Here is a 20,970-nt window from a genome sequence, read left to right as displayed (position 1 = left end):
GCTTAACCCTTGGCCAGCAGTCCACCAGGGCGCTGCTGTTCGATGATGAACTGCGCGAATTGCGCCTTGTTGGCTCGCTTGAATGCCTCGGTCTGGCGATCGATATCCTGCTGCGTGGCCCCTGGCTGTGCCTGTATGTTGAGCTGAGGGGCATAGGTGATCTGCGGGGCCACGGGGCTGGATGAGGCGGGCCCGCCTACCATGCCGCCGTTGGCGTAGCCAGGCATGCTGTTGAGGCGCTCGAGCATCGGCAGGACGCCAGGCTGAGCGACGGCACTTTTCTGCACGACGAACTCGCCGCGGTGGACGACGCCAGCGGGCTCATACTTGCCGCCATCGCCGGTATAGCCACCATCGGCATACAGGCCTCCGACGCTGCCGCCGCCGTAGGTGCCTGCTGACCCTGATCCACCACCGAATGCCGCCAGCCCGGTCGAGAAGGCTGTTCCAAGCCAGTCGACGGCAGGCTCGGTGATGTTCTTGCGTACCGCGAGGCGCGCGATGTCTTCTGTGATTCCCGCCAGCACGTCACGGAACCCTTTGCCTCCGACGATGGCGTCCTCGAACGCGCTGGAGAATGTCAGCCCGAGGTCCCGGGTGATGTCGTCGGTCTCCTTGACCTTCTCCGCAAGCCCGCCGGTGGCTATCTGCTCCATAAAGCCGCCGGTCAGTTCGACAGAAAGCTCGGTACGAAGTCGCTCTGTGGCATCGGCCAGACTAAGCGTTTCGTCAGTCGCTACCCTTAGGTTGAGCATCTCCAGGTCTTCGCGGTACTGCTCCCATGCCGCCTGGGCAGGGTAGAGTCGGTCGACGAGGCTTTGCTGTGCAGCAGCCAGGCGCTCTGTTTCGCGGGCGTGTTCGCGCTCAAGCTTGGCGGCTTCACGCTCCGCTTCCGCACGCTCCTTGCTGCTGACGCGATCGAACGTCTGCGCTTCTGGTGGTTGGAACGCCTCAGGCTCCTGGAGAAGCTCCTTTTTGCGATCGATTAGCTCGTCATAGCTCTCCTTCACCTCATCCAGGGCGGCGAGTGCGTCCTGGCCTTGCGGAGAATCGGCACCATACATCTCGATGCGCAGCTCGATTCGACGCTTGTCGTCGAATACTCGGCTAAGTTCGTCATCGATACCGACCAGAGACCTTTTAAGATCGTTTTCCCGGAAATAGTCCATGAACGCGGAAAATCCCCGCGACACGTTTTCAATGGCCCAGCTAACACCTTCCAATGACGACTTCATCATGTCGTCGAACTGGCTTATGGCTCGAGAGGTCTCAACCGTGAGCTGCTGCTCAAGCTCGGAAAACTCGGTTCGGATATCCTTGAGACGCTGAATTTCCAGGCTCGAAAGAATCTTACCGGTGCGATCAGCCTCGTCGCCCATCTCGCGAAGGGCCTGCCCACCGCTCTGCAGAAGCGGGATCAGCTCGGTTGAGTTGCTGGCGAGGGATTCCATGTAGAACGTCATTTCTGACGCGGAGAGGTTGGCTTTGTCCAGGGCGTTGTAGATCGCCTGCAGGGCTTCCGGGCCGGACATTCTGGCCAGCTCGTCGGCGGTCAGGCCGACCTGTGGAGCGATGTTTTCAAAGAAGTCGGCGAACTCACCGGCGCCTGTGGACAGGAAATCACCGACCCGGTCTTGCACGTCGCGCAGAATGTCCGCTACTTCGTTCTGCTCGACGTTGTACTGGTTGGCGGCGTAGGCCATACGCTGAAAGCTCTCGACACTTGTGTTCGAGATGCGTGCCATGCGCTCGATTTCGACCGCAGCACTCGACGCTTGGCGTGCTACTGCCGCAAACACGCCGGTGCCGACAGTAAGCCCAGCCAGGGCCCCAGCAGCGACTGTTGCGGCGGCGCCAATCCTCTTAGTCGCTAGGGCTGTTTTATCGCCTTGGCGCTCGACTCCATCTAGCCCACGCTCCAGACGCTTGAGCTGTCGCTCGCCGCCACGACTGTCGATGGTCAGCTCTAGGCGAGATTCAAAGGCCATCGTTTTCTCCAGGCACAAAAAAGCCCGCACATTGGCGGGCTTGAAGAGGGGAATGGTAGCGGCTACTGACTAGGCTTTGGCTTATCGAGGCAGGCCCACGTGAGCGCGACAACCCAGCCGACGAAGGTCCAGCCAGCGACGAGGTTCAGCACTGTGATTGCTGCTGTGTGAGGCATCTTTCGAATGGCAGCAATGATGCACGGCAAGAAGTACGCCGCTATCGCCATGGCTAGGGCAATCAGAGGGTGGACCGGCAGCCCCTGGACGTAAGCATATCCAGCTTCCATACGGACCTCAGAATGCTGTTCGAGAAAGGTCTAATGATCCACTGGCGTCCATTGATATGCGGTAGCGTTTCCGCTCTCCTTCCTTGAGGCTGGACTCAAGCTCTTGCATAAGGTTGGCGCAGATTCCTCCACCAGTGGTAATTCCTAAAACCCGCTCGCCCGGATCAACGTAGAACGACGCTGTCTCGCTGGGCTCTAGCTCCGCCACTTTCTTGCCGTCGATGTGCACACTCGCATTGCACATGGAGAAGTTAACACCGGAGTCTCGTGTGATTTGAACAGTGGCGTGTGGTGTTTTTGGCTGGTTCTGAAGGCCGTATAGCCTTTCGCTTGGAACCTGGTCAGCTTGCTCGGCTGGAACTGGAGAGGTAGCGCATCCGGTCAGCATTACGGCGGCGCACAAGGCAATCGCTCCCTTCATTTCCCTTTACCCTTGTTGTGGTGTTCTAGATAGGCAAAGTCCATCTCTCGCATAACGCTAATGAACTCGTCTGCTAAGCAGGGTAGCACCATCATCTGGAGCAAGGCAGCCATCTCAGACAACGGTATGGGTTGGATGGAGCCGAAGCCGGCTGGCCTTGAAGGAGAGAGTAGATCGAACAGATGCAGCCAGAAGGCGCAGCGCTCGTCGATCTCGGGCGGTTCAACCTGTTTTGTGAGGTTTAGTGCCTTTGCGATCGTGGCGAGTTTGGTTTCCCGCCCGGCTGCTGTCAGGCGGTACTTGAGCGCTGCCGCGGCTTTTTTCCTTGGTCTGCAATATCGTCCCGGAGGTAGTTCTCGCGCCGCTTGGATTCTTGAACCAAGTCCCAGGCAACATCATCGTTTTCCAACAGAATTCGAGTTGCGTTCTCAACAGTGTATGGGATTGGCTCGCCGTGACGATCAACCACGTCATCCACATGCCAGCCGCGCAGGATGCCTTTGGCAATTGCTCGGGCCTCGGCCACCATCCGGTCCTGCTGCGTCTCGGGTGGGTTGCGTCGGATAGCCTCAATCTCTTCGCGATAAACCGCGTTTCCTGCCCGGGCTACGTACCACCTGGCGCCGCGCAGCTCGACTACTGCCCCCTCTTCAATCTTGGCGGGGTCATTCTGTTCTGCATTGAAAGCCATACTGACTCCTTACGCCAGGCTGCGGGTGACTTTGATCGGTGTGTTCTTGGCCGTGTAGTTGAGGGTCACCTGAACGATGTCCTCGTTACCGCCGTCAGGCAGCTCGCCGTCGATCTCGATCTCGGGCAGCTCGAAGGTGTACTCATTGCCAGCGGCATCAGAGAGCGGGAAGGACACGCCGATGGCCTCCCGGGTCAGCATCTTCTTCCACTGGTTCCAGGCCGCCTTGCCCCAGGCCATGGTGAGCGAGCCGGAGACGTTGGCCGACGTGGCAATCAGGGCGCCGGGGCCGTCCTTGCCGAGACAGCGCTGGGTCTTCAGCGTGTTGTCGATGGACATGGACAGGGCGCTGATGCAGGCCTCACCGGCTAGGGTGGCCCCGTCGACGAGAATGTCGCCAACACTGGTGGCCGAGCCCATCGCCACGGTGGTTGTTTGAGGGTTCACGGTGCCAGCGGCGGTCGGGTCGGTCTCGCCGTCCTCATAGCCGAGGCCCATGCCGGTGAAGCTGCAGGTCACCTTGCCTTCCTCGGGGATGTCGAGCTGCATGGCACCGATGTGCACACCCTTGAAGGTCGAGTAGATGCCGACGTCCTTGAACGCCTTCACGATGGTGAAAGTGTGGCGGTCAGCGCCGATCTCCAGCACGTCGGTCGTCCAGGTGCCGTAGAAGGCTGCTTCCAGCAGCTTGTCGAACGTACCTGCGCTCATTTCGCCGGCCAGGTCGCCGGAGTAGTCGAGGCTGGTGATGATGCCGCCGCCCTGCATGCGAGTCTCGCGGACCTCCGCAGAGACCTCAGTGGAGACGTTGGGCGTCAGGGTGTTGCCGGTGAGGCGCAGGGTGTCCCAGGTCGCCGGATCGGGCGTTTCCCCTGGTGTGGACTCAGGAGCGAGGTAAGTTGCGATCTGAGAGCCGCTGGACATGGCATTTTCTCCAGGCATGAAAAAAGCCGCTCAAGGCGGCTCGGATGTGGGCGGTGGGGCGATTTAGCCGGCGCGGAAGGGCGTCGATACGTTGATCTGATAGGTGCCGCCAGACGGCCCTATGCGCTGCACAGACGACGCGAGCGTCTCAAGGTGCCCGGTACGCCAGTATTGAAGGTGCTCGGCTAGGGAGTCAGCGATCTGGTACGCCTGCCGGCTGCCCTTATTGTCCAGGGTGAACACCTGGCACTGAATCAGCCCGGGGCGGCGAACACAGGGCTTTGAGCCGACGCCGGCGGTGAAGCTGTCGCCGTGCTGGATCGTGAGGCGGATCCATGGCTCTTGGTTGGCGATGGCCGCATCCACGCTCGGGCCATTCGGGGCGCCGTCGAACGCTACCGGCACGCCATCCCACGACACCAGGCGCGACTCGATAGCGATGCGGATCTCGTCGAAGGTCATGTGTTCTGCGCTCGCAGGTTGTCGAAGGTGATGGCGTAGACGCCGGCAGGGGCTTGGGTGGACGAACCGCCTTCCAGTTCCTCGCTGTAGGGGAGGTTGTTTTGGATGTAGATCACTTCGAACGCCCCAGTGACTCGCGACAGCCGCACTTCGCCTTGCTGTAGGTTGTAGTCACCAGTGGCTTCGAGGTTGTAGGTGTTCTGCGGCTGACCTACGGACACGATGTTGTTGCCACGGAACGCGCCGGTATCGACGGGCGACCGCTCAATGACGCCTGTTAGCGCCTGCAGGGCCGTGGCCCGCAGCCGCTTGTTCTGGTCGCTCTCAACCTGGCGAGAGAATCCAGAGAGCGATTTGCTCCATCCTCGCTTGGCCATGGCTACCTCCGAAGCTGGATTGTCCAAGTGGCCTTGGCGGGGTCCTGTCCAACGTTGACCACCAGCATTCCATCGATGGTGTCATCGATCTTGGGCGTAGCCGGGGTCTGGTCAGCGTCCAAGATCAGCTCATTCTGGAGCACGCCGGAGATCTTCACGTCGGTGCGCCTGATGTGCTGATCGTCGACCTCTTCGACCGAGTAGCCGCCGGCCACGCCGCGACCGGTATAGGTAACCGTTGTCGTGCTGCTGCTGCCAGTATCGGGATCGTACTCGCCGGCTATCTCCCGGGAGCCGGTGAAGGATCGCACAGCATCGGCAAGGTCGCTGTCGTAGGCTTCGGCAATGTCGGCCTGAATATCGTCACGTAGGCCCATGTCACACCACCCCCGGAGATGCCTTTACCAGATCAACCTCCCAGGCTTCGTTATCGCCGCCGAAGACGTTGGTGAGGATGGCGCCAAGGGGTGGCGGCGACTCGACGATAATGGTCCTGCCTTGCTCGTCACGCAGCTCCATCATCCCGTTCCACTCGCTGCGCTTGATCATCCCTCTAAACGTCTTGCCATCAACATTTACGGTGTATGTGGTTTCCGGCTTGATGGTTACTCTCATGTCACGCCCTCCGAACAGCAAAGGTGGAGCCACCGCCGCCGGTGAGGTAGGGCCGGAGCAGGTCGTTGACCAGCCTCAGCGTGCCGGAGCTAGCCGTGGCGCCGTCCTGGTACTGCTTCTCCGACTCGACCGTATCGGCCTTGACCCGCTTGCTCTTGAGCGCCGGATCGCGGTCGCCGTACAGCGTGCCCGCGGCAGCATCCTGCGCCAGGTAGGCGCCGGCCTGCTTGATGTCGGCTTCGACAGGATCGGAGGCCATGACGCCGCGCGAGGTCATCCAGGTGTTGGCCTCGAGGACGGCGCGGGTCTTGTCGCCAGTGCCTTCCCAGCCGGCAGGCAGCAGGGCGTCCACGTCGGCAACGGTGATGTACTGGGTCATGTCATGGCCTCGGAAATAGGTGGGCGGCTGGGGCCGCCCGGGGTGTTACTGGGTAGTTACTTGCGAGCGGCCTTGCGCTGTTTGTTTCGGAATTCGGCCAGTTCTTTCGGACTCACTCGCTGACCAGGGACGAAGCCGTCCTTGTTGGTCTTCTGCGTGGTGGCCTTTTCTTGGGTTTCGGAGGCTTCTGCCATGTCGATCACCTTGTGCTTAGAGTGGAGAGCAGCGGGGCGCCTAGTGGCGCCCCCTGTCGATCAGTTGTGGACGAAGAAGGCCATGCCGACGTTCTCGCGCTCGAACTCGCGCGACCAGTTGGCCGCGGTCTCGAACTCGGCGATGGTCGGAGAGAGATCAGCGACAGAGGCGTCGGTGAACTTGTAGCCTTCGGGGTGCATCAGCCACTCCTTGCGTTCCCACAGAGTCTCGATGCCAGCGCCGTTACCAGCAGCCTCGTCGAACTCGACCGCCACCGGGCGACGGGGGGTGCCTTCGCCGTAACCGATCATGCCCTGTCGGTAGAGCACGGATACGTAGCGGAATCCGCTAGTGGTGCCGGCGATCACCGGGAGCTTTTTGTCTTCAACGACGCGGTAGTCGTTGTAGAACGGGATGCGCACACCAGTCTGCGAGTCGGTGACGAAATCGATCTTCTCCTGCTTGATCATCTGCGTCAGGGTGTCCGGATGAACAGCCAGCAGGGCCAGCTTGTCGGCAGACTCGCCCATGGTGGCGCGAGCATCGACGAAGCCATCAAAGGTCCACTTGTTGTCGGCAGCCGCGTTGGCGCCGTCCTCGATGGATGCGTCGAAGATCATGTCGCCTGATCCGGCATCGTTCTGGTTGAACAGGCCGAGCGTGATGGCCTGGACGCGAGCGGCGAAGCGCTGCTCCCAGTACGCAGATGTGCGCGAGGCGATCTGGCGCATCGGGTCTTCGTTGCCGATCAGGCTTGAGACCAAGTTGGCCGCTTGCCAGCCGTTGTTGACGAAGATCTTGCGGGCCGCCATCTTGCCGGTGCCGATCTTGTCCGGGGTGGCCTTCTGAGTCGGATCGTCGCTGGAGTTGTTCTCGCCGGAGGCGTCGAGATCCTTCCAGTACGGGATCGAGGTCAGGCCACCTTCGCCGTTGGCGCGAGATTGAAGCTCGTTGCTGGTCACCGCGACGCCAGATGCGATGTAGGCATTTCGGTCGGGGCGGTCTTCTTGCAGGTACGAGAGGTATACGTCCTCGTCGAACTGCACATCGGAAAGTCGAACAGTCGCCATTGTGAGGCTCCTTGCTTATCGGTTGGAGAGCGCTTGGCGGAACCCTTCGGGATCACGCTGCTTGAACTCGATGCGCTCTTTTTCGTTCATGTCGGACAGCTTCTTGCCGGCGGGGCCTCCGCCTTGGCTGCCGGGGGAGCCCCCACCCGACGCCTGATTGCCAGCCAGGTAGGCGTCATAGCGCCCGGATTCCTGAATGGTCTTTTCCAACTGATCCAGCGAGGAAATGCCGTCACCCGAGACAGTGACCTTGCCGGTGTCGTTGTCGTAGTCGAACTCAAACCGTGTCTTGAGCAGGTCGCGCAGATCTTCGTTGCGAGTGCCGCCGGCGCCTAGGCGGGTCACCACGTCATTGAGAGCACCGCCGACCTTCTCTTTGCGGATATCGCCGACCAACTTGTCATGAGCCTTGCGCTGCTCCTCAATGCGCTCGTCCATCAGGCGCTGCAGCTTTTCAAGGTCGCCATCAGCGCGGGCCTTTTCCTCCTCGGCCTGGCGCTTCTCGTCGTCGACAGTCTTGATCTTGTCGGAGAGCTCTCGCTTCTCATCTTTCAGCTGCTGGTTCGTGACCTTGAGTCCTGCGACTTCATCGTCGATCTTGGTCTTCATCTCGTCTTCGGTGTAGACGGTGAGGGTTTGGCCCTCGTGTTCGATCTGCATCGGCATCATCATCTCCCGTGTTGATGCGGCCGCCCGCGACCTGCGGGCATAAAAAAGCCCCGCTCAGTGGCGGGGCCGTGATGTGTGGTGGTGTCAGGCGGCTAGCGTTAGCCCCTCGCGGGCGGCAAGTTCATCAAGCGTGAGGACTCGACCCTGACTGTCGGTGAACTTGTCGATCGGCACCTTGCCAGACCGGAACAGTTCAGCCCGACGCTTGCCCAAGACCTCGTTTTGGAATTCCTTTGACTGCCTTCGCAAGAACCCGCCGTAGGTCATCTGGTTGGAGACCGGGCCATCCATCGAGGCCCGTTCGCCCAGCGTCGACAGGCGATACTGCTCTTTGATCACCGGTACGCGAATCGATCGGCATCCATAATGGAGAGGAGGGCGAGGCCCCCGCCCAAGCGGGTGAACGGACTGGTCATAGCCGGCGCAGGTTATTGTCGTTTGCCCATCGAGAGTGGCTAAAAAACGCTCTCCCTCAAGGAGGTCGGCGTTGGCGTCGTAGACCATGCCGCGCGCCGCATCACCAATACCGTTGGTCGCAGTTCTGACGACAGCCTCGGCCTGCCGGCGGGTGCGAGTGCTGACGATCTCCGCTACGCCACGCGCCATCTGCTGCTGAGTGTCGCCGGCCAGAATACCCTTCTCGACAACGCGCCGGGCATCCTTGGCGGCGGCACCGGCGAACTCGCTCCACATCTCGGGGATGGTGAGCTGCTTGATGGTGTCGCCGCTGACCAGCCGCATCTTGCGGCGAGTCGTCAGGGCGCGGACCACCTCTGGGGAAATGCCTTCGGCCAGGTCAACGGTGACCGCTGCGCCCAGCAGGCGCTCGGTGAACTTCACCTCCTGGACCGCGAAGTCTTCGAGGTCCAGGGCCTGCTGGATCTCGTCGCCAGCCTGAGCGGCGATGAAGCGAAGATCGGCCTCCAGGGCCGCCATGCGCGACATTTGGAACTCGGTAGCCTCGGCGGCCTGGATGCGCTGTCGAAGATCCTTGGCGAGCTGCCGGATGATCGGCATGGCCCGTTTAACCTGGCTGCCGCCGAACTGTTGAACGAATATCTGGTGGCGAATCAGCCGCTCGAGTAGGCGAACATCTGAAGTCAAATCAGCTTCTCCCTTCGGCCGCTAAGCCTAGCCATGCGTAATCACTATGTCAGATCACCCCAAGGTCAGTCCCACCTGTCTGCGCATCGGCATCGATGTCATCGTCGGTACGGTCAGGAGCAATGACGCCAGTCTTTCGGCGCCATGCTCGATAGTCCGGCTTGGCAATCAGGCCGCGATCAACCTCTTGGATCATTGCCATGATGGTCTGCGGGTCAGCGTCCTGCGGGTAGAACTCTTGGTTCAGGTCGAACTCGATGGTATCGACGGGACCGACCGCCTTAGCAGTCATGAACGTAAGAGCCCACTGCAGGCAGTTGCTCAGTCCGTCCGAGACGTTGGTGGCCACGGTAGACAGGTTGGCGTTCTCAGCTCCTGAGCGGGCGCGCACAGCCTCTGCAGTCTCGTTGCCGCCATGCTGCTCGATCAGGCGGGCCCCGATGGCCAGCATCTGCGCCTCTTTGTGCTCCATCAGCTTGAGGGGCAAGTTGCGCTCCTCGGCCTGCACCATGGTCAGTGAGCCTTGCTTTGTCTGGACGCCGCGCCGGGAGCCCACGGCAATGCCGTTCGGGTTGAGCTCTGTCCATGCCTCGGATGTCGTCTCGCCGATATCGACGTGAATCAGAGGCTGGCCGACGATGAATGACGCTTCCTCCACATCCGCGCTGTTCCGGTAGTGCGCCAGGTTCAGATCGGCGATATCCAGCAGCAGCGGCTTGTCGGGCGTCTCGTCGTTGTTAACGGTGCCGAGGAACTGGAAGGGGATCACTGGCCACTGGTTGCCATTGCCCATTCGCGGCGAAATCTTCTCTCCGGCAGGCTGGCCATCCCGGTAGACCTGCTGGGTGTAGACGCCATCTTCCAGGCGGAGCACTCGGTATTGCTCGGCAAGATCGCTGGTGAACTCGTCATCACCTTTCTCGTAGAACTCTCGGAGCACTACCAGAATCAGTAGCTCGCCTTCTCGACGCCAGTTGATGATCGAAGCGCTGTCGTAGTGACGCAAGGTGGCCTTGAGCCCGCGCGTCTGCTCTTGGGTCAGGCCATCCGCAGCTTCCGGGTAGTCGACCATGACGCCGCGGCGGCCGTCCTGCATCAGGCCAGAGGATGTCAGCTTGGCGAACTGCTCAAGGCTGCCGCCAGAGCCATCCGAATCATCCTGCATGTAGTCGATTGCTTTGGGCAGGGCAGTAGTCGGGGCCTTGCGGAAGATTGCGCCCAACATGCCGGCATGGGTGCGCGATGTGACGCCCAGCCAGACTGCTCGCTTGATGTACGATTCATAGCGCTCCTCGTCGTCACTGTCCGGATTGGGCAGGTACGATTCGCGACGCTTCTTGACCGCATCGGAGCCCGCCACGGCATCGCGCACGCGCTGTGCCTGCTCCTGGTGCGCAGCGTAATGCGAGTGCTTGGTATCGACGGGCATTGGAACCTCACTTGAACTTGATGGGGCCGATGGCAGCCACCTGGCCTGTCATGGGCCACTCAGCCTCGACCATGTAACCGATGGCCGTGGTGATGTGCTGGTATTGGTTGGTCTGGTCTTCCTGAAACGTCGAGCCTTTCTGGAGTTGGACGGTCGACAGCCCTTTGTCACACCACTTAGCAGTGGTTGGATTGACGTAAAGGCTTCTCTCTCCAGTCGCTGTGCATACCTTGGCGCGGACGGCGTTCTGGCGATCCTTGATGGCCGGGGCCTTCTTCTTGACCTTGCGGCTGAACTTCCAGCCATGTTCACGCAGCACGTCTTCAATCTCGGTGTAGTCGGAAGCGTGGCCGTGCTTCTCGCCAGCTCGCCCCGCGGGATCGCCGTAGATTAGAACGTGCTTGTTCTCGTGATCGGCATAGCGCTCGACGAACTCGGTGGCTGACTGCCGGCTGATAGCGCTCTCGAGCACAATCTCGTCGAGCAGATACAGGTCATCGCCCCGGCGGACACCGATGGCGGACGACAGCGGCGTAAAGTTCTGATCGTGCATCCAGCACAGTTGCTCGTGCGGTGCGATGCTGGCGTCGGTGTGGTTGTGCTTGCTGTAGTCTTCGTAGATGCGGCCGGTGGCAGTCTCGAAGCTGGCCTCGAACTCCTGTTTGTACTGCTTGGCTGACATGATGCGCTTGGCCGATTCCACCACGTCGGGCGGCAGAATCTCAGCAGATTTCCAGTGGTACGCTGCCCACTCTGGGTCACCCGAGCTAAGCGCGTACTGGTAGAGGTCGTAGTAGTGGTTGAGGCCGTCAGGCACGCCAATCAGCCAGCACCAGGCCCGGTAGTCAGGGCGCAGAGGGCTGACGGTGTTCAGCGCCGGCAGGATGTTGGCCTCCCAGGCGCTGCCTTTGATGTCTGCGATCTCGTCAATGATGCCGCCAGTCCAGGCGATGCCCTCAATGCGCTGCGGCTTGTCCAGGCCGATGACGTGTATCTCGGTGCCGTTGGGCAGGAAGATGACCGGCTGAGGGCTTACCTTGGGTTGAGTCGGGTGAGTCGCTGAGAGTGTCATGGCACACAGGTCGTCCCACCAGATCTTCTTGGCCTGGTCTTGTGTCGGAGCGGCGGCGAAATACTTCTCGCCGGCATTCTTCATGGCCTGCTTGGCGAGGTAGCGCTTGGCCCGCTCGGTCTTGCCGGATCGGCGGCCAGCCGGCACCACCTTGAACCGCACCTGCTCATTGATCAGTCGGACTTGCTCGGGGATGTCCTTGAGCCCATACCAGCGGTCGAGTTGTCGCTGGAGGGCAGGGGTCATCCGGGTAGCTTCTCCGCAAGCTGGGAAAGGGCAGTAGCGAGGTCGTCTGATCCGGCGCCTTTGTCTTCCTCGAAGGCTCTCACGCTGACGTGCTTGCCGATCAGCTCGAGCGTCTTGAGCTTGTCGGGCCACTTGATCTTGCGAACCACAGTCATCACGTCACCGACTTGCATCTCGTGCAGGTCAGCGGCCGTGATCGATTGTCGCCACTCTTTCGGCCATTCCTTGACGGGCCTCACGTTGCCGGCGTCGTCGAGGATGTCGATGATGTCGAGTTGATCAATGTCATGCAGTCGGTGGAGTACGTAATCGGCGTCGACCTGCGTTCGCCTAGACCTTTCGTCCATGCGCTGCTGAATGGCTGTTTGAATGCGAACATTTGCCAACAGGCGTGCGGCGGCCGTATTGGCGCCTTTAGGGCTGTAGCCGGACCTGATGTATGCCTGAGTCGCATTCGGCTCCAGCAGGTACTCATCCACGAAACGAGACTGCCGTGCTGTCAGCGCGACAGCCTCCCGGGCAGTCTTCTTGGTCATGGTTGCCTCATCGAATAGGTGGGGCTGGGCTCACGCGAGCAGGCGCAGCTGCATCTGATCCTCGAGCATGCGGACCCGGATCCCGAGGGGTGGTCAGATTGACCACCGTTGTGCTTATGCCACGTCCAGCTTGAGCTGCATCTGGTCGCGGAGATAAGCGACTCTCTGCTCCAGCGGCGGCTTAACCCAGCGATGTCGGGCTAGCTCGGTACCGGCCATGCTGCCGCGCTGGTCCTGATCATCTAATGCCCGGCAAGCATCATCTAACTGCTGACGAAGGGTGGCGCGGCCATGAACAATGTCGTCGATGAGCATGTCTGCCCATACGCCGAAATCGACGTCAATCCAGCGAGCGAATGCAACGGATAACTTTGGGTGGAGCCATGTGCCGCCACCACGGCCTCTATGCGCTCGAATCAAATAGCCGGAATCCCGGATATTCAGATGGCGGGCCAACGAGGCCATGTATCGCTTCGTCTCATCGTTTGCGAGCCAGTGGCTCAGGCGCTTTCCGTGGCGCTTTGCGATGTCGGTAGCGTTGATCCACCCATCCTCATCAAAGCGAACAGATTGGCCTTGGTAGTCGAAAGGAATGACGTTGCGCATGGTGCGTTTTCCTTTTAGCAAAGAGCCCAGTCGCACAGAAACGCCAGCCCCAAGAGAAGCTCGCCAGCTTTTACCGACGCTTCACCTGGGCTCTTTCTGAAAGGCTCTTGGGTTATTACGCCGTGCGTGGCGCAGGTACAAAAAAGCCCCAGCGGGTGCCAGGGCTTGAGTGGTGCTGTTTACTTTACGAAAGGCGAATACATCGCCGGGGATTTATCCGCCATACGCTGTCGGTGTAATGGATTGCTCAACACGACAGGCTGAATAGGGCCCTTGGGCGCTTTCTCCGAAGGGCGGTCACCTTCCTGCGGCCGTGGGTGTCTATCGCGTCTTGATCGCGTCCATGAACGTGCGGGGCGCCGGGCCGTCGATCTGCCGCTGCTTTCCGCCGAGAAAGAAGCCGGCCACGCTCCCGATCAGGCCGCCGGCGATACCGGTGACGGCGATGTCGGCGTACCGCTCTCCGGTAGGAGACAGCTCGACGAACGTGATGGCGCCGATGTAGGCGAACACTGCCACGATCACCAGCGTGCCGAGCAGGTACACGAAGTTGCGGGCCAGCCATCCGGCATTCTGTGACTGCAGAACGGCAATCTGCATGTCCCGGGCGCTCTGCTGATCCTCTAGGTAGAGGCGAGTCAGCTCGATGTCGAGCTCCCTCAGTTTGGCCTTGGCGCCTTCGGGATTAGCCTGCACTTGGCTCACTACCGCCTGCGGCGTCGCCTCAGTACCGAGCGCGTCAGCGACGCGGCGACCCAAAGCAGCACCGACCAGGCCGCCAGCGCCAGGTAGCACGGCATTGCCAGCCGCGGCTCCAGCGACCTGAACCATGCCCGGGGCAGCCTCCTTGAGCGCTTGACCCACGCCCGGGGCGATCTCGGATAGAAAGCCACCAACATCCCTCCACTTCATCACCGGTCCTCCAATCGTTTCAGGCGCCCATCGAGAGCGTCGATGCGGCCGTTGATCTGCGACCGGTAGATGGCGGCGTCGTTGACCTTCATGTAGTTGGTGCCGACGTCGCGCAGATCCTGCCGCAGGTTCTCGGTCAGGCTGATCAAGGTGCTGATGCGTTCGTCTTGCCGGGCCGATGTCTCAATCAGAGTCAGCGTGGTGTTGCCTGACCAGCCAAGAAGGGCGACCACCAAGGCGAGCAGCACGGTCTGTAGGTGTCGTTCAAGAATTGGTTTAGACCTCACGGCAGTATCGGGATTGGCTTCAGACATCCCGCCTCCTCGGTGGGCCTGCGCATTGAATAAGTCGGGGCCGCACCGCTCTTAGGCAGCGTCGGAGTATTCGGGCTCGCACACCTCGTTGATCAGCACCTGGCCGATCTCAGCCACTAGGGCGTCGAGGTTGTCGCGGTATGCGTTCATGTCGTCAGGGTTCGTGATGAAGAACAGCTCGACGATGATCCCGCCGGCGCGGACGAAGGCCAGGCGGCTGTGCTGACCAGAACCTTCACCCTTGGCGCCGCGGTTGGCGATACCCATGACGCTCGCCATTGAATGGCAGAGGATGGCACCTAGCCGTTTACCGCTCTCATCGGACAGTGTCTCGACGCCGGTGGCGGTGGGCTTGGAGAAGGCGTTGCAGTGGAACTCGACAGCGACATCATGGCGCTTGGCCATCTCGCATGCCTGGCGCAGCGGTAGATTCTGGCCGGGCTCGCCGTCGCGGGCGAAGACGAGCTTGGCAGCGAGGTAGTCACAAAGCCGGTCGCGCAAGTCGAGCACCACGTCAGCCTCGGTCAGGCCGTTACCGGTTGCGCCAGGGTCGGACATGGAGTGGCCGGCGGACACGAATAGGGTGCGAGTCTGCAAAGCCATCATCATGCACCTCGAAATAAAAATGCCCGCCGACGTGGGCAGGCAAGAGAGACACCAGGTGGGCGTCATCACGAGAAAGGGTGCCGCCCGACCAGGGCGAGGGAAGGCTCGCAGGGCGGCATAACGAACTACGCCCCGGCTGTAGGCCAGGGCGCAGGAACGAAAAAGCCCCGCCGGTGAGGGCGAGGCTTTGAGATGTGATAGCTGTTTGGGCGTATGCCGTCCAGCATGGGAGTAGACTAGTCCATATCGCCTACCCTCGCAATACTGTCATCCGGCTTTTCTCCAACTATTTTGGATGTAACACCGCGAATTAAGCGTTTCAATCCCTGAAAAGTCCAACTCTTGAATCACCTCCTGAAGCAACACCCATGCGTCTGACCACTGTTTCCCCCAGTTTTTCAGATCCAGCGACTGGCCATGCTTGCCGCGAATCCACTTCCCGATCTTCCAGGGCTCGCTCAAAGTTCGGCCTTCCTCGCGCCCTTTGAAGTCGGTTTTCTCTGGTATGTCGTAGAGCAGCACCCATTGTCTTTCGATAGCGGCAAGGGCAACCCAATAGAGCATCTGCTGCCGGGCCGGTGACCAGCGGTGGAACCCGGGCATTCTTTGGGCGGCGAGTTGCGATACCGCCAGCGCGGCTTGAATCGTCGCCTTTTTGTGCGACCCATCACTAAGGACGCCGCGACAGTTCAGGGCGTCTCCCACGTGACGCTCTGGGGCGGACATGGCCTCGATGCAGCTGTGGACGCGGGCATAGTCGGCGAGAAGGCCAGCACCGGCGCCTCCTTTTGCGCCTGGGTTGATATCGCACCCCTGCTCCAGGCGGGCGACGATGATCTCGTGCTGACTTCTCATGCCGTCATCTCGAGCCAGGGCCCAGGCCATGCGGGTGTCTTTGGTGATGATCATGCTGCGTTCTCCCGTGTGTCATTACCCGGCATTGGCACGCCTTCGCGCCAGATTTTCCCTACTCGGTCCTTGCTGATAGCGGGACATATCCCTCGCCAGCGTTCGAATATGGCCCCTCGGGCCGCCTTGTCTCGGCCCACCTTCATTTCTCTGGCGACATGGCGGCACTGACATTCGATTAGCCAGTCGTAGTCGATCATGCCTTCGGGGCGCTCGCCGTAGGTCACTCGAACACCTCCTCACTCCAGCCACCGCCGTCTTTTTTCCGGCGCTTCATGACGGCGATGAACCGGAAGGGGTAGAGGTCCGCGGCGATCTTGATCTTTGCGCGCGCGTCGTCCCGCCAGAAGCCCTTGACCTCGTGACACTCCATCAGTCCATCAGCTCGCATAACCGCGAAGTCGGGTGAGTAGAAGGTGTTGTCTGCGAGGCGCAGCTTGAGCCCTTCGAAGCGGTACCAGGCAATCTCGCCAGCGGTGCGCTGCTGCTCGAGCAGGGCGGCATAGGCCGCCTCTGTTTGGTTCATCTTCCCGGCCTTCATGCGGCCCAGGGCGAGGTCGTTCATTGCTCTTGCTCCTGGGCGCGCTTGGCGGGCGCCTCATCACCCAGGCGAATCCGGCCAACGGCGAATGCATTCACGCTGGGGCACTCGGGGGCGTGATACTGGCCGGGGACCGATCCGCAGCCCTGGCACTCCAGGTGCCGCTCGTGCCGGATCAGCGCGTTGTCGATGTGGTCAGTCATGTGCGTTCTCCCGGGCGGCGATGAATTCGAGGGCGTCGGCCAGAGCGCCGACGATGGGCTCGTCTGTGAAGTGGTCGAGACCGCGGTTGATGGTGTCGGTCAACCACCAGGGCTGGCGGGCCTGCATTCCCGGCCGGGTGTGGATATCCCGATGGCATTCTCGGCAGGCCGGCATGGCGAAGCTGTCCGGGGCCGTGGTGCCCATGCCGGACAGGCCCCAGTGAAGGCCGATGACGTGATGGGCGTCCGTGGCACGGCCACCGCACGCACAGCAGGGCAGGGAGCGGACGAACGCCAGATAGGCCGGGCTGCGCCACCGGGTGTCGCTCGACGCTTTCTGCGGCTTTCTGCGGGCTTTCTGCATAGGCTTGCGGGCCATCGGCGCCCGGTTGCGAAGCGGGGTCTTCCGCTGAATTGCTGATCTCCTCACGAATCCCTCCTGTCGATCCTATCCAACAGATCCTGAATGGACTCGCGGGCCCGGCGCTTGTCCTCGCGCTGCGCCCACGCCAGCGCTGCGCAGGCGCCGAGGCAGGACACGATGGCGAAGGCGAATAGGGCAAATGTCGGGTTCATTGGTCACCTCTCGCCGAGACTGATTCGTAGATGGTTTCGAAATGCCCTCGGATGCTGAGGCGGCGCAGAGCTGAGTACATCAGCTGGTTCTCGCTGCGCTTATTCCCATCAAAGGGCTTCTTGGTCCACCAATGGCAGTTGGCCGGCACCCCGCGAGCCTTCTCCACCTTTCGCGGATGGGCATACAGCAACCCCCAGCCAGGCGTTAGTTCGTCAGGGGCAATCATCCCTGGCGGGCACATCATGAAACGCCAGTCCCCCATGCCTAGCGACGAGACCATGCGGAAAGGCTTCTTCTTGTCTGCAAGGAAATCGCCCCGCGTCGCCTTGCATTCGACCAGGATCGACAGGCCGTCACGCCATCCGATAGCGTCCGGCTGCTCGCCAGAGTGAGTCGCTGCGCGGAAACGGTCGTTGAAGACGACGCCGCACCCCATATTCTTGAGCCAGCGCTCTGCGCGAATGACTAGTTCATCGTGAGTCATGCAGCCTCCCGGTAATCGTCATAGATCGACTGGGCTCTCTCACTCCATTGCACATCCAGCTCGGTACCGGTGGCGTAGAGGAACTCGATGAAGGCGGCGGCCTCGGCCTTGCGGAACTTGGTGGTGGTCGGCCGGACGTAGACCGGCTCCTTGGTCTTCCAGTCCCACACGCGCTCGCCAGGGTGGGCCAGCGGCGTGCCGGCTTCGTCCATTTCGATAGCGAACTGGTTGACCAGAACCGCTTTCACGCCGTCGAACGAGTAGCCGCGGAAGGCCTGGCGGTGGATGTCGGTGATCATGGCGTGGAACTTGCCGTTCTGGCCCAGGACGCGGCCGGGCCGACGAAGCACCAGCTCGACGGGGCCAGCGTCCAGGCCTCGGCCAGCCATTCGGGTCGCCATCTGGATGACGCCGCCCAGGTCCCGCAGGGTGGCGATCTGGTAGGTCAATTCCTTACTCATGCCACACCTCCCTTGCCGTGCATCTGCTGGGCGCGGATCTTGCCGGCCTCCCGGTGAGTCATTGGGCGACGGGTCAGGGCCTGTTCCAGCGTCCAGCCCTGGCGACCAATGCGGGTGAGCACCGTTGCTGGGCTCAATCCGGCCTTGCGGGCTATCTCCGTGATGTTCGGCCTGGCGCGGCGCTCCTGGAGCTTCTCGATGATCTGATCAACGGAAAGCTCGGTATCTGGATGGCTCTGCCGATAGCGCCAGACTGCCGTGGCGTCCAATCCGGCAGCGCGCTGTTTGCTGGCAGTGCTCTCAGGCTGCGGCGTTCGATTGCCGGCATTGCGAGGCGGAGTAGTGGCCGCGGCCTTGTAGCTCCATCCGCGGTAGGCGCGGGTGCGGAAGGTGCCATCGCTAATGCCGTTGCGCTTGGCGAGCTTGGCCCAGTAGCTGCGGGGGAGCTCAGCGTTGGAAAGCTTCATGACATGCCTCCGAGAAGCTCGCGCAGTTTGCTCACTCCTTCCTCGCCAGACATGCGCCGCCCGAACTGCTTCTCGGCGTCGGCTGCCATCTGCTCGCGACCGTTGCGCTCGGCCAGTTCTGCCGCAGATAGCTGGCCGTCATGTCCGATTAGGCCGCGTGACTCGACCTCACCGCCGGCCATGACGCGGTTTACGATGGCCTGGTACTCCTTGCCGAAACGGGAGCGAGCGATATTGATCTGGCGTTCGCCGGAAGCATTGGCCAGGTCGAACCAGCCGACACCGACGCCAGCAATGCGAACGGCCGGGTGTGACCACGCATGATCTGCCGGACGCTGCGCGTGCTGGATCGCCTCGTTGAACGCGACTTCTGCCTCAGGCATTCCAAAATCCTCCGGCCTTGGCTGCAGGCTCTTGATCAACCGCGCTACGCTCGGGGGCCACTCGCCGCCCTCGGCTTTGATCCGCTCCAGCGCCATGTCCGCCGCATGGCTCGTAGGTAGTACCGACCACTTCGCCATTGATGTAGCTACCTCCCGCTTCGCCAGCGAAAGCATCTCCGGCGTCGTGAAAGCCGTTCGCCATGTCCGGGGGTAAATCGCTTCCAGTCGAGTGAATATCCGGTTCACCAGTGCCCTGAGCTGGTCTGTCTTCGTCGAAGAGCCCGTCGATCCAGTCTGAGTCGTTGGGGTCTGCGAGGCGTGATGCGATGACATCGCGGTCTGTGCGCTGTGCGCTAGATCCTTGGCGGCTTGCATGGCTGGTTCCTGTGCGATCACGGTTGAACTGGATGGCGAGCTTTTTCCACTGCTTGCGCAGCTTGGCGGGGCTGAGGACGTTGGATTGCCAGAACTCGTTCTGAGTGGCCCAGGCGAAGAGCTTGCGGATGTGGTCCGGGCCGCGCTCGTCCTGCTCTCGCATCAAGCGGATCGTGTTAGCCCAGGAATCCATGTTTCGTTTCTCAGATCCGCCTGGGAGTGAATCGACGATCCCAGCCATCCATTCGGCGATCTCGTGATCGATTGGGTCTCCCCAGTGGCGTCGCTTCGATGAGGATTTTTGTGCGGGAACACTCTCTCCGTTAGGAGAGAGGTGGGTTACCGGATAACCGGAAGTGGACCGCTCCTCATTGCTCGCTCCTTGCTCGCTGTTACCGGCATCGGGCCAGTATTCACGCGGTTTCTCTTGGCTCGCTCCTGCTTGCTCGCTCTCGGCTCGCTGTTGTTCGGCGTCATTGCATGCCAGTGGTAGATGGAACTCCATGGCTGCTTTGACGCCTTTGCCGCGATGCAACCGAACGATGAGGCCAAGGGATTCCAATTTGTCGAGCATCCGAGTGATCTGCTGACGGCTATACAGTCTCGGCTTCTCTTTGCTTCCAGCGGGCGGGTAGTGGTTCAGAAGCTCCGCAAACCCATCCATAGAGACGCGTCTTTTCTTACCAGTAACCCCGGTGGCGTAGTCCATGTGCTTACGGATACCACGGAGGTAAAGCCGCTCAATCTCTGCTGGCAGTGATTCAAGCGCTTCGTCTTCAAGCTCGTTCCAGCGCCAGGAATTCACACGCGGGCGCCTCCTGGGTTGTGGGGGCAGGTGGTAAACCTTTGCGGGTTCTGCCATGATTGACTCCATAGGTAGTTATGAAGCCCCGTTCTGGTTGGTCGCCGGCGGGGCTTCGTTGCATCAGGCCTTTGCCAGCTTCGGCTCGGCCATTTCCATCAGCTCTGATTCCAGAGCGGTCAAACAATCGATCTCGCCGCGGATGGCGTTGCGGATATCCCGCGATTCCTCGGCGGTGATCAGCCCGTCATCCAACGCCTGGCGGATCACCTGGGCGACAGTCCCAGCGGCGACTTGGTGATTCACCACCAGATCGAACAGACTGGCGTCCTCGTCGCGCTTACCCTTGGCGACGGCCACCGCCCCGACCTCATCCAGAAACGCCACCAGCAGGCGCATATCCTTGGTGATGGAGAACATCAGCCAGAACTTGCGCAGCGAGATGGGGCGGTCGTTGATCGGGTTGCACTGATTCACCAGCACTTGGTACGGACAGCCCACCGCTGCGGCGAGGCGCTTGTATCCGTAGTCCTCGGCGACTTCCTGAATGGCTGCTGTAAGTTTGTCCATGTGTATGTCTCGCTGGTGGTGAAACCTGCCCGTGGCGCCAGGGCCGGGGTAGTCTGTGGGTGTGGTTAGGCGGCGATGCCGCTGGGAGAGAAGGAGCGGCGAATCTCGTCCGCCGTCACGTCACGGCAAAGCCCTGCGAGGGCTTCGGCATAACGGGTCTCCCCGGTGTATTCGGTGCGAGGCAGGGAGTTGCGATTAGCCCACTTGTAGAGCGCTCGGACAGAGACGCCGCAAGCTAGGGCCGCTGCCTCCATGCCGCCCACCTTGTCGAACAGTTCTCGCAGGGAGTGCATGA

Annotated in this window: 32 protein-coding genes; 1 reads left to right on the top strand and 31 read right to left on the bottom strand. The window is 61.2% G+C overall.

What is annotated here, in order from left to right; all coding sequences use genetic code 11:
- Positions 1-2: 2 nt before the first annotated feature.
- The 14 genes from ACUN9Y_RS09710 to ACUN9Y_RS09645 form a co-directional block, all read right to left on the bottom strand.
- The gene (locus ACUN9Y_RS09710) at positions 3-1,988 is read right to left on the bottom strand and encodes a hypothetical protein (protein WP_445460502.1); all 1,986 of its coding nucleotides are present in this window, start codon (positions 1,986-1,988) and stop codon (positions 3-5) included.
- A gap of 62 nt (positions 1,989-2,050) precedes the next feature.
- Positions 2,051-2,215 carry a superinfection immunity protein gene (locus ACUN9Y_RS09705; RefSeq protein ID WP_445460684.1) on the bottom strand — a complete coding sequence of 55 codons (165 nt, stop codon included), beginning with the start codon at positions 2,213-2,215 and terminating at the stop codon, positions 2,051-2,053.
- 67 nt (positions 2,216-2,282) lie between these two features.
- The gene (locus ACUN9Y_RS09700; RefSeq protein ID WP_445460501.1) at positions 2,283-2,696 is read right to left on the bottom strand and encodes a hypothetical protein; all 414 of its coding nucleotides are present in this window, start codon (positions 2,694-2,696) and stop codon (positions 2,283-2,285) included.
- A gap of 289 nt (positions 2,697-2,985) precedes the next feature.
- Positions 2,986-3,387: a hypothetical protein gene (locus ACUN9Y_RS09695; protein ID WP_445460500.1), complete on the bottom strand. Its 402-nt coding sequence runs from the start codon at positions 3,385-3,387 to the stop codon at positions 2,986-2,988.
- 9 nt (positions 3,388-3,396) lie between these two features.
- Positions 3,397-4,311 (bottom strand): phage tail tube protein, encoded by a 915-nt coding sequence (locus ACUN9Y_RS09690; protein WP_445460499.1) that lies wholly within the window; start codon positions 4,309-4,311, stop codon positions 3,397-3,399.
- Between the two features lie 63 nt (positions 4,312-4,374).
- On the bottom strand, positions 4,375-4,773 hold the full coding sequence (locus tag ACUN9Y_RS09685; RefSeq protein ID WP_445460498.1) for a phage tail terminator-like protein: 399 nt from the start codon (positions 4,771-4,773) through the stop codon (positions 4,375-4,377).
- Entirely contained in the window at positions 4,770-5,150 is a 381-nt protein-coding gene (locus ACUN9Y_RS09680) for a hypothetical protein (protein ID WP_445460497.1), read from the bottom strand. The genes ACUN9Y_RS09685 and ACUN9Y_RS09680 overlap by 4 nt, the downstream gene beginning before the upstream one ends.
- 2 nt (positions 5,151-5,152) lie before the next feature.
- Complete coding sequence (locus ACUN9Y_RS09675) at positions 5,153-5,527, bottom strand: hypothetical protein (RefSeq protein ID WP_445460496.1); 375 nt, start codon at positions 5,525-5,527, stop codon at positions 5,153-5,155.
- A 1-nt stretch (position 5,528) separates the two neighbouring features.
- Positions 5,529-5,765 carry a hypothetical protein gene (locus ACUN9Y_RS09670; RefSeq protein ID WP_445460495.1) on the bottom strand — a complete coding sequence of 79 codons (237 nt, stop codon included), beginning with the start codon at positions 5,763-5,765 and terminating at the stop codon, positions 5,529-5,531.
- A 1-nt stretch (position 5,766) separates the two neighbouring features.
- Positions 5,767-6,144, bottom strand: a complete 378-nt coding sequence (locus tag ACUN9Y_RS09665; RefSeq protein ID WP_445460494.1) for a DnaT-like ssDNA-binding protein — start codon at positions 6,142-6,144, stop codon at positions 5,767-5,769.
- A 56-nt stretch (positions 6,145-6,200) separates the two neighbouring features.
- On the bottom strand, positions 6,201-6,338 hold the full coding sequence (locus ACUN9Y_RS09660; protein WP_445460493.1) for a hypothetical protein: 138 nt from the start codon (positions 6,336-6,338) through the stop codon (positions 6,201-6,203).
- Positions 6,339-6,398: 60 nt separating this feature from the next.
- On the bottom strand, positions 6,399-7,409 hold the full coding sequence (locus tag ACUN9Y_RS09655) for a hypothetical protein (RefSeq protein ID WP_445460492.1): 1,011 nt from the start codon (positions 7,407-7,409) through the stop codon (positions 6,399-6,401).
- Between the two features lie 15 nt (positions 7,410-7,424).
- The gene (locus ACUN9Y_RS09650; RefSeq protein ID WP_445460491.1) at positions 7,425-8,075 is read right to left on the bottom strand and encodes a hypothetical protein; all 651 of its coding nucleotides are present in this window, start codon (positions 8,073-8,075) and stop codon (positions 7,425-7,427) included.
- A gap of 87 nt (positions 8,076-8,162) precedes the next feature.
- Positions 8,163-9,023 carry a hypothetical protein gene (locus ACUN9Y_RS09645; RefSeq protein ID WP_445460490.1) on the bottom strand — a complete coding sequence of 287 codons (861 nt, stop codon included), beginning with the start codon at positions 9,021-9,023 and terminating at the stop codon, positions 8,163-8,165.
- Here ACUN9Y_RS09645 and ACUN9Y_RS09640 point away from each other — a divergent pair, their 5' ends adjacent.
- Positions 9,024-9,164, top strand: a complete 141-nt coding sequence (locus tag ACUN9Y_RS09640; RefSeq protein ID WP_445460489.1) for a hypothetical protein — start codon at positions 9,024-9,026, stop codon at positions 9,162-9,164. It abuts the gene before it with no gap.
- A 67-nt stretch (positions 9,165-9,231) separates the two neighbouring features.
- Here the strand turns inward: ACUN9Y_RS09640 and ACUN9Y_RS09635 are convergent, their stop codons facing one another.
- The 17 genes from ACUN9Y_RS09635 to ACUN9Y_RS09555 all read right to left on the bottom strand — a co-directional run bounded on the left by ACUN9Y_RS09635 (position 9,232) and on the right by ACUN9Y_RS09555 (position 20,968).
- Positions 9,232-10,611, bottom strand: coding sequence for a DUF4055 domain-containing protein (locus tag ACUN9Y_RS09635; protein WP_445460488.1), 1,380 nt, complete (start codon positions 10,609-10,611; stop codon positions 9,232-9,234).
- A gap of 7 nt (positions 10,612-10,618) precedes the next feature.
- On the bottom strand, positions 10,619-11,929 hold the full coding sequence (locus ACUN9Y_RS09630; RefSeq protein ID WP_445460487.1) for a terminase large subunit domain-containing protein: 1,311 nt from the start codon (positions 11,927-11,929) through the stop codon (positions 10,619-10,621).
- Positions 11,926-12,465 carry a terminase small subunit gene (locus ACUN9Y_RS09625; protein WP_445460486.1) on the bottom strand — a complete coding sequence of 180 codons (540 nt, stop codon included), beginning with the start codon at positions 12,463-12,465 and terminating at the stop codon, positions 11,926-11,928. Before ACUN9Y_RS09625 ends, ACUN9Y_RS09630 begins: the two co-directional genes overlap by 4 nt.
- Before the next feature lie 114 nt (positions 12,466-12,579).
- A complete protein-coding gene (locus tag ACUN9Y_RS09620) occupies positions 12,580-13,071 on the bottom strand; it encodes a KilA-N domain-containing protein (protein ID WP_445460485.1) in 492 nt (163 codons plus the stop codon).
- A gap of 321 nt (positions 13,072-13,392) precedes the next feature.
- Positions 13,393-13,902, bottom strand: coding sequence for a hypothetical protein (locus ACUN9Y_RS09615; protein WP_445460484.1), 510 nt, complete (start codon positions 13,900-13,902; stop codon positions 13,393-13,395).
- 80 nt (positions 13,903-13,982) lie between these two features.
- Positions 13,983-14,297, bottom strand: a complete 315-nt coding sequence (locus ACUN9Y_RS09610) for a hypothetical protein (RefSeq protein ID WP_445460483.1) — start codon at positions 14,295-14,297, stop codon at positions 13,983-13,985.
- A 51-nt stretch (positions 14,298-14,348) separates the two neighbouring features.
- Positions 14,349-14,900, bottom strand: a complete 552-nt coding sequence (locus tag ACUN9Y_RS09605) for an N-acetylmuramoyl-L-alanine amidase (protein WP_445460482.1) — start codon at positions 14,898-14,900, stop codon at positions 14,349-14,351.
- A 270-nt stretch (positions 14,901-15,170) separates the two neighbouring features.
- Positions 15,171-15,812, bottom strand: coding sequence for a hypothetical protein (locus ACUN9Y_RS09600; RefSeq protein ID WP_445460481.1), 642 nt, complete (start codon positions 15,810-15,812; stop codon positions 15,171-15,173).
- A gap of 223 nt (positions 15,813-16,035) precedes the next feature.
- Entirely contained in the window at positions 16,036-16,377 is a 342-nt protein-coding gene (locus ACUN9Y_RS09595; protein ID WP_445460480.1) for a hypothetical protein, read from the bottom strand.
- Positions 16,374-16,556: a hypothetical protein gene (locus ACUN9Y_RS09590; protein ID WP_445460479.1), complete on the bottom strand. Its 183-nt coding sequence runs from the start codon at positions 16,554-16,556 to the stop codon at positions 16,374-16,376. The genes ACUN9Y_RS09595 and ACUN9Y_RS09590 overlap by 4 nt, the downstream gene beginning before the upstream one ends.
- On the bottom strand, positions 16,549-16,935 hold the full coding sequence (locus ACUN9Y_RS09585) for a DUF968 domain-containing protein (protein WP_445460478.1): 387 nt from the start codon (positions 16,933-16,935) through the stop codon (positions 16,549-16,551). The genes ACUN9Y_RS09590 and ACUN9Y_RS09585 overlap by 8 nt, the downstream gene beginning before the upstream one ends.
- Before the next feature lie 193 nt (positions 16,936-17,128).
- Positions 17,129-17,617 carry a hypothetical protein gene (locus tag ACUN9Y_RS09580; protein ID WP_445460477.1) on the bottom strand — a complete coding sequence of 163 codons (489 nt, stop codon included), beginning with the start codon at positions 17,615-17,617 and terminating at the stop codon, positions 17,129-17,131.
- Positions 17,614-18,078: a hypothetical protein gene (locus ACUN9Y_RS09575; protein WP_445460476.1), complete on the bottom strand. Its 465-nt coding sequence runs from the start codon at positions 18,076-18,078 to the stop codon at positions 17,614-17,616. Before ACUN9Y_RS09575 ends, ACUN9Y_RS09580 begins: the two co-directional genes overlap by 4 nt.
- Entirely contained in the window at positions 18,075-18,545 is a 471-nt protein-coding gene (locus ACUN9Y_RS09570; RefSeq protein ID WP_445460475.1) for a hypothetical protein, read from the bottom strand. Before ACUN9Y_RS09570 ends, ACUN9Y_RS09575 begins: the two co-directional genes overlap by 4 nt.
- A complete protein-coding gene (locus ACUN9Y_RS09565; protein ID WP_445460683.1) occupies positions 18,542-19,261 on the bottom strand; it encodes a replication protein P in 720 nt (239 codons plus the stop codon). Before ACUN9Y_RS09565 ends, ACUN9Y_RS09570 begins: the two co-directional genes overlap by 4 nt.
- Positions 19,262-20,228: 967 nt before the next feature.
- Positions 20,229-20,675 (bottom strand): phage regulatory CII family protein, encoded by a 447-nt coding sequence (locus ACUN9Y_RS09560; protein WP_445460474.1) that lies wholly within the window; start codon positions 20,673-20,675, stop codon positions 20,229-20,231.
- 65 nt (positions 20,676-20,740) lie between these two features.
- Complete coding sequence (locus ACUN9Y_RS09555) at positions 20,741-20,968, bottom strand: DNA-binding protein (RefSeq protein WP_445460473.1); 228 nt, start codon at positions 20,966-20,968, stop codon at positions 20,741-20,743.
- Between the last annotated feature and the right edge of the window lie 2 nt (positions 20,969-20,970).

This window comes from Halomonas sp. V046 (assembly GCF_052645355.1).
Note: the sequence above shows the minus strand (reverse complement) of the source record. Positions and strands in the feature narration are given on the sequence as shown.